At 54.7% G+C, this 17,618-nt stretch carries 14 protein-coding genes and 1 tRNA gene; 9 read left to right on the top strand and 6 right to left on the bottom strand.

Going from position 1 to position 17,618, the window contains the following annotated elements; genetic code table 11:
- Positions 1-11: 11 nt before the first annotated feature.
- Together IM282_RS21075 and shiA are read right to left on the bottom strand one after the other, a co-directional pair.
- Positions 12-1,466 (bottom strand): AMP nucleosidase, encoded by a 1,455-nt coding sequence (locus tag IM282_RS21075; protein WP_022648595.1) that lies wholly within the window; start codon positions 1,464-1,466, stop codon positions 12-14.
- Positions 1,467-1,542: 76 nt separating this feature from the next.
- Entirely contained in the window at positions 1,543-2,859 is a 1,317-nt protein-coding gene (gene shiA / locus IM282_RS21080) for a shikimate transporter (RefSeq protein WP_023306549.1), read from the bottom strand.
- 256 nt (positions 2,860-3,115) lie between these two features.
- Between shiA and pagP the strand changes: the two genes are divergently transcribed.
- A complete protein-coding gene (pagP, locus tag IM282_RS21085; protein ID WP_023300518.1) occupies positions 3,116-3,691 on the top strand; it encodes a lipid IV(A) palmitoyltransferase PagP in 576 nt (191 codons plus the stop codon).
- Here pagP and IM282_RS21090 read toward each other — a convergent pair.
- The 3 genes from IM282_RS21090 to IM282_RS21100 are packed head-to-tail and all read right to left on the bottom strand — an operon-like array spanning position 3,688 to position 8,797.
- Positions 3,688-4,611 (bottom strand): acyltransferase, encoded by a 924-nt coding sequence (locus IM282_RS21090; protein WP_160863192.1) that lies wholly within the window; start codon positions 4,609-4,611, stop codon positions 3,688-3,690. The genes pagP and IM282_RS21090 overlap by 4 nt on opposite strands.
- A 38-nt stretch (positions 4,612-4,649) precedes the next feature.
- Positions 4,650-7,712, bottom strand: coding sequence for an efflux RND transporter permease subunit (locus IM282_RS21095; RefSeq protein WP_155025687.1), 3,063 nt, complete (start codon positions 7,710-7,712; stop codon positions 4,650-4,652).
- Positions 7,712-8,797: an efflux RND transporter periplasmic adaptor subunit gene (locus IM282_RS21100; RefSeq protein WP_022648590.1), complete on the bottom strand. Its 1,086-nt coding sequence runs from the start codon at positions 8,795-8,797 to the stop codon at positions 7,712-7,714. The genes IM282_RS21095 and IM282_RS21100 overlap by 1 nt, the downstream gene beginning before the upstream one ends.
- Before the next feature lie 472 nt (positions 8,798-9,269).
- Here IM282_RS21100 and IM282_RS21105 point away from each other — a divergent pair, with 472 nt between their 5' ends.
- The 3 genes from IM282_RS21105 (at position 9,270) to ldtA (ending at position 13,437) form a co-directional block, all read left to right on the top strand.
- Positions 9,270-9,701, top strand: coding sequence for a universal stress protein (locus tag IM282_RS21105; protein WP_023300514.1), 432 nt, complete (start codon positions 9,270-9,272; stop codon positions 9,699-9,701).
- 47 nt (positions 9,702-9,748) lie between these two features.
- Positions 9,749-12,442 (top strand): cation-transporting P-type ATPase, encoded by a 2,694-nt coding sequence (locus IM282_RS21110; protein ID WP_023300513.1) that lies wholly within the window; start codon positions 9,749-9,751, stop codon positions 12,440-12,442.
- A gap of 62 nt (positions 12,443-12,504) precedes the next feature.
- Positions 12,505-13,437 (top strand): L,D-transpeptidase, encoded by a 933-nt coding sequence (ldtA, locus tag IM282_RS21115; protein WP_032671311.1) that lies wholly within the window; start codon positions 12,505-12,507, stop codon positions 13,435-13,437.
- A gap of 83 nt (positions 13,438-13,520) precedes the next feature.
- Here ldtA and IM282_RS21120 read toward each other — a convergent pair.
- Positions 13,521-13,596: transfer RNA gene (locus IM282_RS21120), tRNA-Asn, on the bottom strand.
- A 320-nt stretch (positions 13,597-13,916) separates the two neighbouring features.
- Between IM282_RS21120 and nac the strand changes: the two genes are divergently transcribed.
- From nac to IM282_RS21145, 5 genes are all read left to right on the top strand, one after another.
- Entirely contained in the window at positions 13,917-14,834 is a 918-nt protein-coding gene (gene nac, locus IM282_RS21125; RefSeq protein WP_022648585.1) for a nitrogen assimilation transcriptional regulator NAC, read from the top strand.
- 96 nt (positions 14,835-14,930) lie between these two features.
- Complete coding sequence (cbl, locus tag IM282_RS21130; protein WP_003859532.1) at positions 14,931-15,881, top strand: HTH-type transcriptional regulator Cbl; 951 nt, start codon at positions 14,931-14,933, stop codon at positions 15,879-15,881.
- 185 nt (positions 15,882-16,066) lie between these two features.
- Positions 16,067-16,420 (top strand): type II toxin-antitoxin system RelE/ParE family toxin, encoded by a 354-nt coding sequence (locus IM282_RS21135; protein ID WP_192970803.1) that lies wholly within the window; start codon positions 16,067-16,069, stop codon positions 16,418-16,420.
- A 4-nt stretch (positions 16,421-16,424) separates the two neighbouring features.
- On the top strand, positions 16,425-16,727 hold the full coding sequence (locus IM282_RS21140; protein WP_017383313.1) for a helix-turn-helix domain-containing protein: 303 nt from the start codon (positions 16,425-16,427) through the stop codon (positions 16,725-16,727).
- Positions 16,728-17,045: 318 nt separating this feature from the next.
- Positions 17,046-17,618: DUF6602 domain-containing protein (locus IM282_RS21145; RefSeq protein ID WP_370553897.1), on the top strand; the 573-nt coding region annotated here is incomplete at its 3' end.

Here is a 17,618-nt window from a genome sequence, read left to right on the forward strand (position 1 = left end):
TGTCCTTAGTATCACCTAAACGGTGGCTCATTGAAGGTGCGCAGCTTACGGGAATGCAGTTTGTCGCCCTCTGCACGCAGTAAATCGATGGCGCGAATTCCAATCTGAAGGTGCTCTGAGATCGCCCCTTCGTAGAAACGGTTCGCCTGACCCGGCAGTTTGATCTCGCCGTGCAGCGGTTTATCGGACACGCACAGCAGCGTGCCGTACGGGACGCGGAAGCGGTAGCCCTGCGCAGCAATGGTGGCGCTTTCCATATCGATCGCGACCGCACGGCTGAGATTGAAACGCAGGGCGGAGGCGGAATAGCGAAGCTCCCAGTTACGATCGTCGGTGGTGACGACCGTACCGGTACGCAGGCGCTGCTTCACCTCTTCACCCGGCATGCCGCTCACCTCTTTGGTGGCGTCGTACAGGGCGCGCTGCACTTCAGCGATACTCGGGATAGGAATGTCCGGCGGCAGAACCGCGTCAAGAACATGGTCGTCACGCAGATAAGCGTGGGCGAGGACATAATCACCAATCAGCTGGCTTTCACGCAGGCCGCCGCAGTGGCCGATCATCAGCCAGACGTCCGGGCGCAGAACCGCCAGATGGTCGCAGATGGTTTTCGCATTCGACGGGCCAACGCCGATGTTAATCAACGTAATGCCCTGACCGTCGGCGGTGACCAGGTGCCAGGCGGGCATCTGGTGCTTTTTCCACGCCAGGTCGGAGATGGCCTCTTCCGGTGCTTCGGTTTCGGCGGTGATCCAGATCCCGCCCGCGCAGGAGAGAGCGATGTAAGGGCTGTCCGGGTCAAGGATCTGGCTACAGCCCCAGCGGACAAATTCGTCTACATAGCGGGTGTAGTTGGTAAACAGTACGAACGGCTGGAAATGTTCGGCTGGGGTGCCGGTGTAGTGGCGCAGGCGTGCCAGCGAAAAATCGACACGGCGGGCATCAAAGTGCGACAGCGGTGAAAACTCTGCCGGGTGATAGATCCCGTCCGCCGTCTCATCGCCAATCTGCGACAGCTCAGTGGTCGGGAAATGGCGGGTCAGGCCCGCGCTCATGGAGCGATCCAGCGTCAGCGCTGAGCCGTCTATCACGTACGGGTAAGGGATCTCGTGCAGGGACGGTTCAACGCTGATATGCGCGCCGTAATCCTGATACAGCAGGGTAAGCTGCTCTTCCAGATAGGGGCGGAACAGCGCAGGTCGCGTGATGGTCGTGCTGTAACAGCCGGAGTGGGTGAAACGCGCATAGGCGCGGGTTTTCGGATTGCTGCTGGCGCTGCCGTCCCAGGTGACAGAGAGCGATGGATAAACAAAAAGGCCCTGGGTTCTGGCCTTTTCATCGGGAAGTTTCCCTGTTTCGATATAGTCACTGATGGCGCTGCGCAGTGCATTGACGGACTGTTCATACAGCGCGTCGAGTTTTTCCAGCGCCTGAGCCGGGGTCAGGCTGGAGCCCTTATTATTCATGTCTGTCTCCTTGTTCCACAGGTGTGCGGCTATACCCGATAGTATGTCACACGCCTGTGAAACAAAAGTGAGGAGATCAGCTGTGCGCGGTTTCCTTCATCAACAGGGCGGTGGCGGCAGAAAGCAGGCAACCTGCCAGCAGATAAATCGCCACGCTGTGCCAGTTCCCGCCGGAGAACGTCACCAGCGCGGCGGCGATAAACGGCGTAAACCCGCCGCCGACCACGCTCGCCACCTGATATCCCACGCCCGCGCCGCTGTAGCGGTAGCTTGCGCCAAACAGCTCGGTAAACATCGGCTGCTGCACGCAGACCACCATATCGTGAGCGATGTTCGCAAGCATGATCGCAAAGAAGACAATCCAGAAGACCGACTGGGCCTCCAGCGCCATAAAGAACGGCCAGGCGCTGAGTGTGCCGATAAGCGCCCCGGTGATATACACCCGTCGACGACCAAAGCGATCCGCCAGCCAGGCGAAGCAGGGGATGGTCAGGCAGCTGATCCCGCCCACCACCAGGCCAATATTCAGGAACAATTCCCGCGGCAGGCCGAGGTTTTGCGTGGAGTAGTTGAGGGCGAAGGCGGTGACGATATACATCGTCAGCAGTTCGCACAGGCGCAGGGCGATAATTTTCAGAAAAGCGCCAGGGTGCTGCACCAGCGCTTCCATCACCGGCAGCCGTTTTTTTGCGACCGGTTTTTCGCGCTTCTGTTGCTCAAACTCAGCCGACTCTTCCATGCCGTTACGGATCCACAGGGCCACCACGACCAGCACAATGCTGAAGATAAACGGAATACGCCAGCCCCAGCTCAGAAACTGCTCGTCTGTCGTGAGCTGGCTTATGAGCGACACCAGGCCCGTGGAGAGCAGCAGACCCACGCCATAACCTACCTGCACGCCGCTGCTGTAGAACGCTTTCTTATTCTTCGGCGCGCTTTCCACGGACAGCAGTGCCGCGCCGCCCCATTCGCCGCCGACGGCAAAGCCCTGAATGGCGCGAAGCGTCACCAGCAACACCGGGGCCCACCAGCCAATCGATGCAAAGGAGGGCAAAACACCGATCAGCGCGGTGGCAATGCCCATCATCCAGACGGTGAGCATCAGCATGCGCTTACGGCCAAGGCGGTCACCGAAGTGGCCGAAAATTATCCCGCCCAGCGGACGAAACAGAAAACCGACGCCGAAGGTGGCAAACGCAGCAAGCGTGCCCATGGCGGGGCTGATCTGAGGAAAGAATTCACGGTTAAAGACCAGCGCAGCGGTAATACCGTAGAGCAGAAAGTCATACCAGTCGACGACAGCGCCTGCGAAGCTACCTAAAGCGGCGCGGCGGGCGCGGTTAAGCGAAGGTGTCTCCTCGTTGCGGCGAGCGGAGATGAGGGTGGAGTCCATAGTTGTCCTGTCTGTACTGATTTTTAATTATTGGTATAAGAAAAGGTCACTCACGTTGCAGCCGTCATATTGACGGAACGTATGAGACTACCGCGACAGACGGCCTGAGAAAACGTTTTTATCTTTCCTGAAAGCGCAGAATCAATAAATTTCATCTTATCGGGTCCCAATATAAATCAGCCTGTTTGGCTCCGGTTAGGGCTGAATGGTTTACAGTAATAATGATCGCTGTGTGACGTAAGCTGAGGGAATAACGATGCAACGCCTCTTTCCTGCACTCTGGGTAGTCCTGTTTTTGGTGGCTTCGCCGCTGCATGCGGAGCCAAAAGTCTACGGCGAACAGCGCATCCACCGCTGGTGGGATGCGGTAACAGACGATATTTCCCAGACCTGGGAGCAGCCGGATCGTTACGATCTCTACCTGCCGTTTCTGAGCTGGCATGCCCGCTTTATGTATGACAAAGAGAAAACGGATAACTACAACGAAATGCCGTGGGGCGGCGGACTGGGCGTTTCTCGCTACAACGACGAGGGCAACTGGAGCGCACTCTTTGCCATGATGTTTAAAGATTCACATAACGAGTGGCAGCCCGCGATGGGCTACGGCTGGGAAAAGGGCTGGTATCTGGATAACGCAAAAGATTTCCGTCTGGGGCTGGGGGCCGCCGCGGGGATCACCGCGCGCGACGACTTTGCCAACTATGTCCCGCTGCCGTTTATCTTCCCGCTTTTTTCTGCCGGATATAAGCGCGTCACCGTCCAGTTCACCTATATTCCCGGAACCTACAACAACGGCAACGTGCTGTTTGCCTGGCTGCGCCTGGGCTTTTAAAGTGTGATCACTTTTTTGGCCACTGCGTTGGACAGAATCAGCAGCGAAAACAGGACCGACGTAACAAAGGTGAGCACAATCAGAGCAAGTTTGGTGCTCAGGGACGTTACCGGAATGAGCGCCGTCAGCAGGTGAAACACCGAGTAGTGCATGATATAGACCCCGGTCATCGTTTTGCTAATGGCGGCCAGCACGGACTCTTTAAACTCCGCATTGCGGCGAAAACGTACGCCGTTGGCCGCAATCACCAGGGCAATAATCAGGATGTAGATTTGCGATCCGGTGAGGATAAAGGCGTTTCTGTCCGCTTTAAATAGCGCAAAAAAGAAATGCCGTTCGTAAAACCACGTGAAGAGATAAATAAACGGTATGGCAATCACCGCTGCCCTGACCACATTTTTGCGGCCGATCCACGCCGCAATCTGCGGATCGCAAAAGAGCTGCCCCGTCAGATAAAACAGCAGCCACGTCCACAGGCGATACTGCGGCGACAATGAAAGCACGTGGACATCAGGATAGAGGGCTGACAGCAAATCGTACCCGTATGAGAAAAGCAGCAGGGTGACAATCACCCCGCAAAACAGCGTTCGCCGCTGGCTGAGCCACTCCACCGCCGGATGAAAAGTGTAAATCACGACAAATGCGAACACGAACCAGGGCTGGATCAGATATCCGCGCTGATAGGGCTCCCACAGGTAGTAAATGGTTACCCAGAACAGAAAGACGATCACCAGGCTTTTGATCTTATCCAGCTGCCAGCGCGTGCCGTGTCGGGATTGCCCATCCAGATACCCTGCAACCACAAAAAACAACGGCGTGGCGATGGTCGAAATGAAGGTTAAAAAACCGAGGATCCAGTGATAGTCATAATCGTAATGGTCCCAGGTGTTGTAGATGGTGAAGAAGGTGACCGCCGTCATACAGCCCAGCGTCTTGATGATGTTCAGCCCTGTCGCATTCATTGTTGTTCAGCTTCGTCCTTACGATGAAAACACGCGTAAATTACGGGGAGTACCAGCAGCGTCAGGATTGTAGCAAACCCAAGCCCAAACATAATCACAACGGCCATGCTCTGGAAGAACACATCCAGCAGCAGGGGGGCGAGGCCAAGCACGGTCGTAAAGGCGGTGAGCAGGATGGGACGCAGGCGCGACGTGGCGGCGTAAACGATCGCACTGTGCTGATCCTGCTGCGCTTTCTGCTGCTCTATCTCTTCCACCAGCACAATGCCGTTGCGGATCAGCATCCCGCTCAGGCTCAGCAGGCCAATCAGTGCCATAAAGCCAAAGGGGATCCCGGTAAGTAAAAAACCGGGCGTAACGCCGATCAGCGCCAGCGGCACGGTCAGCCAGATAGCGACGGCGTTTTTCACCGAACTGAACATCAGCACCGTGATCACAAACATCACCAGATACCCGAGCGGCAGCGTGGTAAATAGCCCCTGCTGCGCTTCGCTGGAGTTCTCCGCGTCCCCGCCCCATTCAATGCTGTAGCCGTGAGGCAGAGGCAGGGCATCTATTTGCGGCTTCACGCGGGCGAGAATATCGCCGGACGTTTGCTGGCTTAGCGGGTCAGGGTCGGTCTGCACGGTCAGCACGCGCGAGCGGTCGCGACGCAGGATCAGCGGATCTTCCCACTCCAGCGCGAAGCCGCTGACGACGTTGCTCAGCGGAATATACTGCTGCCGGGTCTGGCTCCAGACCAGGACGTTATTCAGGTGATTGGCGTCCAGCCGCTCACTTTCCGGCGGGCGCACCACCACGGGTAACAGGTCGCTTCCTTCTCTGTACAGTCCCGCCCGGCTGCCGGAGAAATTCATCTCCAGGGCGTTATCGACGTCTTGCTTATCCACGCCAAGCTCACGTCCCAGCGCGGTGACGTACTGCGGGCGGATCACTTTGCTGCGGTTTTGCCAGTCGTTCCTGACGCTGTCCGTCGCCGGATCGCGCGTAAGAATACTGTCTACCTGGCTGGCGATCAGACGCAGCCTGTCCGGATCGGGGCCCTTAATACGTATTTCAATGGCGCTGTCACCGGAGGGGCCAAACATCACCCGTTTCGTGCTGGCGTTAACCTGCGGGTAGTTCCGTGCAATGTACTCATCAACGTGGCGGGTCAGGGCGGGGATGTTACGCTGGTCGTCCATTCTCACCATGATTTGTGCATAGTTGCTGTACTGCCGCTGTCCGCTGTAGGTCAAAATAAATCGCATACTTCCCTGACCAATCGTCGAGACCGTAGTTTCCACGCCAGGCTGGCCGTTAATGGTTTTCTCGATATCACCGGTCATCTTCTCGGTCCAGTTAATGTCGGTCCCGTAAGGGAGCCAGAGGTCGACAAAGAAAATTGGCGTACTGGATGAGGGGAAGAAGTTCTGCCGCACCGAGCCAAAGCCCCAGATGGCGGCAGCCAGCAGTGCGGCCATCACCATCAGCGTTAGCGCTTTACGCCGTAACAGTGCATTGAGCAAACCCCGGTAGATCCGATAGATGCGTTTGTCGTAGGGATCCGTTTCGTCGGCGTCTGGCGGTGCTGCGTCATGTTTAAACAGCCACCATTTAATCAGCACCGGCGTAATGGTGAGGGCTGAGAACCAGCTCAGCATCAGCGAAATCAGCAACACCTGAAACAGCGACTTACAGTATTCGCCGGTGGAGTCCTGTGACAGCCCGACGGGCGCAAAAGCCAGGATGGCGATGACCGTCGCACCCAGCAGCGGCAGCGCAGAGCGGCGAATAATAGCGTTAATGGCGTTAAGCAGAGGCGAGCCCTGCTGCCGGGCTATCAGTACCCCTTCGACAACCACAATGGCGTTATCGACCAGCATACTGAGGGCGATGATCAGCGCCCCCAGTGAAATACGCTGTAGTTCTATGCCCCAGAGATACATGATCAGCAGCGTGCCCAGCACGTTGAGCGCGAGGGAAAAGGCGATAATGAGCCCGCTGCGTAAGCCCATAAAGATCAGCAACACACCGACGACAATCGCCAGCGCCATCAGGAAATTAATGATAAATCCGTTGACGGAATGCCCGACCTCCGCCGCCTGATCGTAAAACAGGTCGATATGGATACCTGCCGGTTTCTCGGCTGACATCTGCTCAAGCTTCGCCTCCAGGGCATGTCCCACGTCGATCACGTTAACGCCGGGTATAAAGGAGACGCCCATGGTGACGGCTTTTCTGCCGTTGGCATGGTAGATGCTGGCAGGGGACGCATCCAGCCCACGTGACAGGGTGGCAATATCCCGTAAACGGGTAGCCGCCCCAACGCCGGGCGGGGTCACTATGAGATCGGCCAGCTCGTCAATACTTTCGAATTCACCGGTAGGATGCAGACGAATTGACTCAGTACCGGAGGGGATCTCTCCCGCGCTGGAAACCACGTTCAGCCTGCTGAGCTGGGCAGAAAGCTGGTTAAGCGTAATCCCGCGCGCGGCCATTTTGCTCAGAGAAATGTCCACGTTAATCTGCTGGGTGAGGGCTCCGCCGATGGCCACTTTGCCCACGCCCGGCACGAGGACCAACTCCCGGCGCAGCTGCTCGGCATACCGGACCAGTTCCGGATTGCTGAATTCATCGCCGGAAATGGCAAAGAAAAAGCCGAACACATCGCCAAAATCGTCATTCACAAACGGGGTCACTACCCCCGGTGGAAACTGTCGGGCGGCATCTCCCACCCGGCGACGCAGTTCATCCCAGATTTGCGGCAGCGCATTTGAGTGGTAGCGCGAGGCTATATTGACCGTGATCTGCGACAGGCCGCTGGAGGAGATGGAGCTGACGTTATCCAGGTAAGGTAACTGCTGAAGCGCGTTTTCCAGTGGCAGGGTGACCTCTTCCTCAACCTGCTGCGCCGACGCGCCCGGATAATGAGTGATTACCACCGCCGTTTTGATGGTAAACGCCGGATCTTCCAGTCTGCCGATGTTCAACAGGGCAATAATGCCACCTACGCCCAGCAGCAGAATAGTCAGCCAGACGCGAACCGGGTTGCTGATAAACTGACGAGAGATATCCATTACAGTCCCCGTTCACGCGTCCAGATACGTACCGGCTGGTTGGGATGTAACTCCCCAACGCCTGCGGCCACCACGCGTTCACCCGCCTTAAGCCCACCGACGATGACGACCCCCTCAGCGCTGACTTGCCCGACGCTGACCTTACGATCTTCCAGGTGCAATGTATCGCCTTCGCCCGTCACCACCCAGACGTGTGGCTCATTGCGCGGGCGGTTATCCGGGTTAAAGACCGCTTCAACCGGCACCACCAGCGCCTCACTGCCCACGCCCGCCGGTAGGTTGGTTAAATTGATGGTGACCGTTCCGCTGACGCCGCCCACGACGGGAAAATCATCCGGGCGGGGCATGGTTAAAATCACCTGCCAGGTCAATGTGTTGCTGTCGCTACTGCCTGAGTGCTCTTTGTACACAGCGGTAAACTCGCGACCGGGCAGGGCGTTGATCCTCACTACCGGTTTGTACTGCGCATTGCGGATATCGAAGGTGTTAAACAGGTTCTCTGGAAGGCTGAACACCACGTCCAGCAGGTCGGTACGGGTCAGGGTGACGACGGGCTGGCCGGCTGAGACGACCTGATGATTTCGCACATGTACGCTGGCCGCTGTCCCGCTAAAGGGGGCGACGAGCGTCATCTGGCTTAATTCCTCGCGAGCAATCTGTAGCGCGGCGTTTGCAGAATCGCGGTTTGCGCGCTGGACATCCATCTCGGCCTTCGACACGGCCTGGCGTCCTGCCAGGGTCTGGAAGCGGTCGAATTGCCGCTGAGCCAGGGTCGCCGCCGTTTGCCTGTCGTTCAGACGCTGCCGGGCTTCGCGATCGTTAAGACTGGCGAGCCGTTGCCCCTGTTTGACAACGGCACCCTGGCGAATGTCCAGGGTCTCAATCTGCCCGGCACGTTTGAACGCGAGATCGGTGGCGTCGCCGGATTCGATACGTGCGGGAAATACGCGCTGCTGCGCGTTGCCAGCCTTAACCACCTCTGCGACTTTTACCATTTTCGGCAGGGGCGCGGCGCGGTCGGGTTTGGGGTCGCACGCCGTCAGCAGCAATAAAACAGCAGGCAGAAGAGAGAGGTAGCGCTTCACAGTATTCCCCTGATAATAATTGTTTTATTTATTTCGTCATCAATGCTGGGGTGGCACTATTCCGCCAGGGCCGAGACGACCACATAGGTAAATAAACCGATTGCTGTGCTGGCGATAATGGCAAGCGCAATAAACAAACCAAGGCGAATCAGGCTTAAACCGTACATGCATTCCTCCATGAGGTTGAAGGTGGCGCGGGATAATGAGAATGAACGTGTTGCATGTCTGACTATGAGCATAGTCGGTGAATAAATAAATGTTAAATAACCATTATTAGTGGCGTGACATACTCAGGCGAAACAAGCGATACGATAGCGTATCCCCTTTGAATAACATCCTGATATTCCTGTGCTACGTTTAATAGCATCCATTCCTTTTTTCCGTAAAAGGCATTCACGCCTGTACCCATAGGTTTGATGCGATCTCTCCTGATTCACTCACTGTTGTGTTGGTTATAAAAAGGACGCTTGATATGTATAAAACGATTCTGGTGCCGGTAGATGTATACGAAACAGCGTTGTCTGATAAAGCGCTACAGCATGCCCAATTCCTGGCGCAAAGCGCATCGGGTAATGTCCATCTGCTGTACGTTATGCCAAAGTTCTCGGCGGAACTGACCCGCGGTTTTATTGCAGACGCGAGAAAGATGGATGAATATATGATTAATAATGCTAAAGAAAAACTGGCCGCGCTGGTAAAAAAAATCAGCCTGCCGGAAGCAAATGTCCATCTACATGTTCGCAGCGGGAATATACGTGATGAGGTAATCAAACTGGCGGATGAACTTAACGTCGGCGCGATTATTGTGGGGTCGCGCAATCCCAATATTCAAACCCATTTATTAGGGTCAGAGGCGGCGAGTATCGTTCGTTATGCACATGTTCCTGTTTTCGTTATTCGTTAATGACATGAAAGCAAGGTGATTTCTGAAAAGAACCCGAGGAAGGAACGATGATAACAGAAAAGCCTCACCATCCGTATTATCAACAGACCGTTGATGAAACCCTGACAAATATCCAATCCAGCCTGGACGGACTTACCAGTGCAGAAGCCACCGCCAGACTGGAAAAATACGGTGAAAATGCCTTACCGCAAAAACCGGGTAAACCTGGCTGGCTGCGCTTTCTGGCCCATTTCAACGATGTCCTTATTTACGTCCTACTGGCGGCGGCGCTGCTGAAGCTGATAATGGGACACTGGGTGGATATGTTTGTCATTCTTGGGGTGGCCATCATCAACGCCCTGATTGGACATATTCAGGAGAGCAATGCGGAGAAATCGCTGCAAAGCATTCGTAATATGCTCTCCAGCGAGGCTGTGGTCATCCGGCAGGGCAACCATGAAACTATCCCGACGACAGCGCTGGTGCCGGGAGATATCGTGGTGATACGCGCCGGGGATCGCATTCCTGCCGACCTTCGCGTAATAGAGGCGCACAACCTGCGGGTGGAAGAAGCTATTCTTACCGGCGAATCCACGGTAGTGGAGAAAAGCAGCGATGCGCTCCACGGGGAGTTGCCGTTAGGCGACCGTTACAACCTGCTTTATTCTGGCACCACCGTCAGCTCCGGCGGGGGAAAAGGGCTGGTGGTGGCGACCGGGGGGGAGACCGAACTCGGCCATATCAACCAGATGATGTCAGACATTGAAAAACACCGTACCCCGTTGATGGTGCAAATGGACAAGCTCGGCAAGACCATTTTTATCACCATTCTGGTGATGATGCTGGCGCTGTTCGTTTTCAGTCTTATCTTCCGTGATATGCCCGTTTCAGAGTTGGTGCTGTCGCTGATTAGCCTTGCGGTGGCGGCGGTGCCGGAAGGTTTACCGGCCATTATCTCTATCATCCTCTCGCTGGGCGTGCAGGCGATGGCGCGTCGCAAGGCGATTATTCGCAAGCTGCCTACCGTGGAAACGCTGGGGGCGATGACGGTGATCTGCTCGGATAAAACCGGCACCCTGACCATGAATGAGATGACGGTAAAAGCGGTGATTACCGCGGACACCACCTACCGCGTGGAGGGAGACAGCTACGAGCCGGTGGGCAATATTCACCCTGTTGACGATCCAACACCGGTAACCGTGACCCAGGGGTCTGTGCTGGAGCGCTATCTGCGCACCGTCGATCTCTGTAATGACAGCCAGCTGATCAAAGATGAGCAGGGGCTGTGGAAAATCACCGGCGGGCCTACCGAAGGCGCGCTGAAGGTGCTGGCGGCAAAAATCCCGCTTCCGGCAATTGACGCCGAATTGCGCAGTAAAATCCCATTCGATTCGCAATATAAATACATGTCCACCCTTTATCGCCTGGGCGACGAAGAGGTGATGTTAATCACCGGTGCGCCGGACGTCCTTTTCCGTCTTTGCCAGCACCAGCAGACTCAAAACGGGCTGGAGCCGTTCAACCTGCACTATTGGGAAGAGAAGATTGAAGAGTATGCGCGCGAAGGATTGCGCATGGTGGCTGCGGCCTGGAAACCGGCCGCCAGCGGGCAGCGCGAGCTGACGCATGCGGATCTGCAAGAGGGGGTCATACTGCTCGGCATTGCGGGCATGATGGATCCCCCGCGCCCGGAAGCCATATCGGCCATTGCCGACTGCTTGCAGGCGGGCATTCGCGTGAAAATGATTACCGGGGATCATCCACAAACGGCGATGAGCATTGGTCAGATGCTGGGTATTGGCAACGCGGCGAGCGCCATTACCGGGCGCGAACTGGAGGCGATGGACGACCACCAGCTGAGCGAGGCGGCGCAAAAATACGATATCTTTGCCCGAACCAGCCCGGAAGATAAATTCCGTCTGGTGCAGGCGCTGCAAAGTAAGCAGGAAGTGGTCGGGATGACCGGGGACGGCGTGAACGATGCGCCTGCGCTGAAGCGGGCGGATGTCGGCATCGCGATGGGGATCAAAGGTACTGAAGTCACCAAAGAAGCCGCCGATATGGTGTTAACGGATGATAACTTTGCCACCATTGCCCGGGCGGTCCATGAAGGGCGTCGGGTCTACGACAACCTGAAAAAGACCATTCTGTTCGTTATCCCGAGCAATATCGCCCAGGCCCTGCTGATCATTATTGCCCTGCTGGCGGGGAACCTGATCCCGTTAACACCGGTACTGATCCTGTGGATGAACATGGCAACCTCGGCAACGCTGTCGTTTGGTCTGGCGTTTGAAGCGGGTGAGAAGGACATCATGAACCGGCCGCCGCGTAAGTCTAACCTGCACGTGATGGACGGTTACGCCATCTGGCGCGTGGTGTTTGTCGGCCTGATGATTGCCATCAGCGCCTTTGTGCTGGAGGCCTGGCTGCAACCGCGCGGTTACTCGGCGGAGTTCATCCGCACCGTGTTGCTGCAAACGCTGGTCACTGCCCAGTGGTTTTACATGCTCAACTGCCGCGTCACCGATGGCTTCTCCCTGAGTAAAGGTCTGCTGGCTAACAAGGGCATATGGATCGTGAGCGGCGTACTTCTGGCCCTTCAGCTTCTGATCGTCTATGCGCCATTTATGCAGATGTTGTTCGGTACCGAAGCGCTGCCGTTCCGCTACTGGATCATTACCTTCCTGATCGGGTTCGCAATGTTCATGATTGTGGAAGCGGAAAAAGTCCTTACCCGGAGATGGCGCACGACGAAAGGATAACTGAATGAGTAGGCTAAGCCTGCCCACCGGCAGGCTTTCTCTTTGACCGAGTACAGAACACTATGATTCGATTTGCCGCGTTCGTTTTTACGCTTTGTATACTGGTTCCCGCTGCATCTGCTGTAACCTACCCACTCCCTCCCGAGGGGAGCCGCCTGGTGGGAGCGCCGATAACTGTCACCGTACCTGAAGGCAATACCCTGCCGCTCGAAGCGTTTGCAGCGCAGCACGGGCAAGGGTTAAGCAATATGCTGGAAGCTAACCCGGGGGTAGATCCGTTTTTACCACGTGCCGGTACAGCGCTGGTGGTGCCGCAGCAGCTTATTCTGCCGCCAACCGTGCGTGAAGGGATTGTGGTGAACGTCGCGGAAATGCGTCTTTACTATTATCCACCCGGCAGCAACACGGTTGAGGTGCTGCCTATTGGCATTGGTCAGGCCGGGCGCGAAACGCCGCGTAACTGGGTAACCGCCGTTGAGCGCAAACAGGAAGGCCCAACCTGGTCACCCACGCCAAATACGCGACGTGCTTACGCGAAGGAGGGGAAAACGTTGCCCGCGTTCGTTCCCGCCGGGCCGGATAACCCGATGGGGCTGTATGCCCTTTATATCGGCAGGCTGTACGCGATCCACGGTACCAACTCAAATTTCGGCATTGGCCTGCGCGTCAGCCAGGGCTGCATTCGCCTGCGTAATAACGATATCAAATACCTGTTCGATAACGTTTCGGTGGGGACGCGGGTACAGCTTATCGATCAGCCCGTAAAAGTGACCACCGAGCCGGATGGTAGCCGCTGGGTAGAGGTTCACGAGCCGCTTTCACGCAATCGCGCGGAATTTGAATCAACCCGAAAAGTGCCGCTGCCCATTTCGGCCGCGCAAAGGACGCAGCTGATAAGTGAAGGGGCGGGCGCTGAGCTGGAACGGCGGTCGGGGATGCCGGTGAGGCTTGCAATGCCCGGTGGCGTTGCGCTTTCCGGGCCTACAGGACCGTAGGTCGGATAAGCGGAGCGTCACCCGACAAACTTACCAAACGCAGAAAAGCAAAAAGCCTGCTTTAAAAGCAGGCTTTTCAAATTTGGCTCCTCTGACTGGACTCGAACCAGTGACATACGGATTAACAGTCCGCCGTTCTACCGACTGAACTACAGAGGAATCGTGTGAACGGGGCGCATATTATCGACCTGCGTACGCCTTGTCAAAGGATGGATCGCCGACTTTAGACTGTTTGCTGACAAAAACAGCAAACTGACGTTTTTGCCAACGGAATGCACCATTATTGTGCAGATATACCCCGAATGGGGCAGATCGGAATCCGTTGTCACTGTCTGAAAACAGGCACCAGCGATTGGCTTTCCTTATTTTCAGCCGCTTAGCAAAGATATTTATTCGCTGCCAAAACCTGGCATCCATATTGCAAAACCTGTTTAACAACACAGCCGTTACCGGCACGCTATTTTCGAACAGGGGGCAACATGAACTTAAGACGACTGAAATACTTCGTAAAAATCGTCGATATCGGCAGCCTGACCCAGGCGGCTGAAGTGCTGCATATCGCGCAGCCTGCGCTGAGCCAGCAGGTCGCGACTCTGGAAGGCGAAATGGACCAGCAACTGTTGATCCGCACCAAGCGCGGCGTAACGCCTACCGAAGCGGGAAAAATTTTATATACCCATGCCCGTACGATCCTGCGTCAGTGCGAACAGGCGCAACTGGCCGTGCACAACGTAGGTCAGACCCTGAGCGGGAATGTCTCCATTGGCCTGGCGCCGGGAACGGCCGCATCGTCGGTAACCATGCCGCTGCTTCAGGCGGTGCGCGCGGAGCTACCGGAAGTGCTGGTTTATCTGCATGAGAACAGTGGTTCCGTGCTCAATGACAAACTGCTCAACGGTCAGCTGGATATGGCGGTGCTGTACGATCGCTCACCGGTTGCCGGGATCACCAGCCAGCCGCTGCTTAAGGAAGATCTTTATCTGGTCGGGACCCGTGATTGCCCCGGCCAGAGCATTGATTTAACCGCCGTGGCAGAGATGAACCTGTTCCTGCCGCGCGACTACAGCGCCGTGCGCGTTCGCGTTGACGAAGCGTTCTCGCTGCGCCGTCTGACGGCGAAGATTATCGGTGAGATTGATTCCATCTCCACGCTGACTGCCGCCATTGCCAGCGGCATGGGGGTAACGGTACTGCCCGAGTCTGCCGCACGTTCACTGTGCAGCGCGGCGAATGGCTGGATGGCCCGCATCACCACGCCATCCATGAGCTTACCGCTGTCGTTGAATATGTCCGCGCGCGGCTCCCTGTCACCGCAGGCGCAGGCGGTGAAAGAGATCCTGATGTCTCTGGTCAGTAAGCCGTCGCTGGAAAATCGCGAGCTGCAACTGGTCAGCTGATATTCCAAATAAGCATAAGATGCTGGTTTTTATTATTTGTTCTCCAGCCCGGCTGACTCTAACAATAGCCTTATGTCAGATGCGCCGGAGTGAATCGTGAATTTCCAGCAACTTAAAATTATTCGTGAGGCGGCCAGGCGGGATTACAACCTGACCGAGGTCGCCAACATGCTTTACACCTCCCAGTCAGGCGTCAGCCGACATATCCGCGAGCTTGAGGAGGAGTTAGGCATTGAGATTTTTATCCGTCGCGGCAAGCGCCTGCTGGGCATGACGGAGCCAGGCAAGGCATTGCTGACCATCGCTGAGCGCATTCTCAACGAGGCCAGCAACGTTCGTCGGCTGGCAGATCTCTTTACCAACGACGCGTCAGGTGTGCTGACAATCGCCACCACCCATACGCAGGCGCGCTACAGTCTTCCGACCGTTATCAAAGCATTTCGTGAGATCTTCCCGGACGTACGTCTGGAACTGATCCAGGGCACGCCGCAGGAAATCGAAGTGCTGCTGCATAACGGTGGGGCAGATATTGGTATCGCCAGTGAACGGCTGAGCAACGACCCGCTGCTGGTGGCGTTCCCGTGGTTCCGCTGGCATCACAGCCTGCTGTTACCCGCCGATCACCCCCTGAATCAGGTTTCGCCCTTGACGCTGGAAGAGATCGTCAAATGGCCGCTGATTACCTACCGGCAGGGCATTACCGGACGCTCGCGCATTGATGAAGCGTTCAAGCGTAAAGGTCTCACACCGGACGTGGTGCTGAGCGCGCAGGATTCCGACGTGATCAAAACCTACGTCGAGTTAGGGCTGGGGATTGGCCTGGTGGCCGAGCAGTCTGGCGGAGAATATGAAGCCGGAAATCTGGTGCGCCTGGATACGCGTCATCTTTTCGACGCGAATACCGTCTGGCTTGGGCTAAAGCGCGGGCAGCTTCAGCGCAACTACGTGTGGCGATTTATCGAGCTGTGCAATGCAGGTCTGTCCGTGGATGAGATCAAACGCCAGGTGATGGAACCGGAAGAAGTGGCGATTGATTATCAGATTTAACTACGCGTCTGCCCGGTTGCGCTTTCCGGGCTTGTATTCCCCCTTCACCCTGTTTCTCCTTTATTTCTGAAGACGGCTTCCATATTTTGCATCCTTAACCTGCATACCAGCCAATCTGTCTGCATAATCGGCACTATTGTTTTGCATCTATATAGTTTTTGATCTATATTGCACAAGGAGGTCCCGTGTGGGCGATTAAAACTCCGGACAGGTTTGACGACTGGTTCACCTCATTAAACGATAGCGAGAGAGCCAGTGTACTGGCTGCGCTACTTGTTTTGCGGGAGAAGGGACCGGGTCTGTCCAGACCGTATGCCGATACGCTGAAGGGCTCCCGCCACAGCAACATGAAAGAGTTGCGTATCCAGAGTAAGGGTGATCCGCTGAGGGCATTTTTCGCTTTCGATCCGAACCGTACGGGTATTGTACTGTGTGCGGGCAATAAGGTCGGTAATGAAAGGCGATTTTACGATGAGATGCTCTTCGTTGCGGATCGGGAATACACTCGCTGGCTGAACACATTAAAAGAGAGGAATTAACGCGATGGGCAGAACCCTGGAGCAGCTTATTGCAGATGAAAAACCTGAGGTTGTTGCCAGCGCACAGGCAATGGCAACGGATATTTTGCTCAATATCCATCTGGCCGAGTTACGTGAAAAAGTGCAAAAAACGCAGGTAGATATGGCCAGGGCGTTGGGTATTAAACAACCTACTGTCGCCGTCATGGAAAAGGCAGGACGCGATATTAAGCTTTCTTCTTTGAAACGCTACGTTGAGGCCGCCGGAGGGAAGCTACGGCTGGATGTAGAACTGCCCGATGGTTCTCATTACGAGTTTGTGTTGTAACCCACAAAAGCAAAAAGCCTGCTTTAAAAGCAGGCTTTTCAAATTTGGCTCCTCTGACTGGGATCGCCTTTGCCAGTAACTGGCTAATATAAAAGATAATTAAAAAGTCTCTTATGTCAAGACCACCAAGATGACCATCAAAACTCACAAGTGAGTCGTACTATTTTTTGTATGTACTTTGTTCTAATATTTATTGTGCACTTAGTAGGTTTTTATTAAAAATGCCACAAAGAAAGAAAAGTTCAATAGGTAGCTAACGTTCTATAAAATTAGAGCTGTTAACTTAAGTAACATAGATATAATATGAAGGTTGGATAAATGGAAATTAATAATGTTTCAGAAATGCTTAGGTGTTTCATGATAGCAGAACGTGATATATTGAATAATTCCGATATTATCCATGCTCCGACTATAGGGGAAATGTATGAAGGATTGACAAAGGATATATTAAAAAAAGTAATACCTTCAGAATTAAATCTATCTGTTGTGAATGGTTTTATTCATGATGGACATGGTGGGCAATCGCGACAAATTGATTGCATGGTTGTACATGGTGAAGGTGAAGTAATTAGGCACACCAATAAAAAAAGATACCATGTAAAAGATGTTGTGGCAATATTTGAAGTAAAAAAAGAGCTTTTGCCTGAACAGTTGAAGGATTCTATAGATCTATTAACGACGATTGATGATATATATTTTTCTTATAGAAGTAAAACATTAGATGCACCTGCATTTTCTACTTTTTATGCTGCTAAATCATTTGAGAGAATAACGGGAAAGATTGCTCCTAGGTATGATGAAAAGGATAGTTTATCTATCTTGGATAGTGCAATTTATCACTCTTTAGTTATTGATCAGCTAACTCCTGTCAGAATTGCAATTGGATATAAC

It is taken from the genome of Enterobacter cloacae complex sp. P29RS (assembly GCF_014893445.1).
Taxonomy (GTDB): domain Bacteria; phylum Pseudomonadota; class Gammaproteobacteria; order Enterobacterales; family Enterobacteriaceae; genus Enterobacter; species Enterobacter intestinihominis.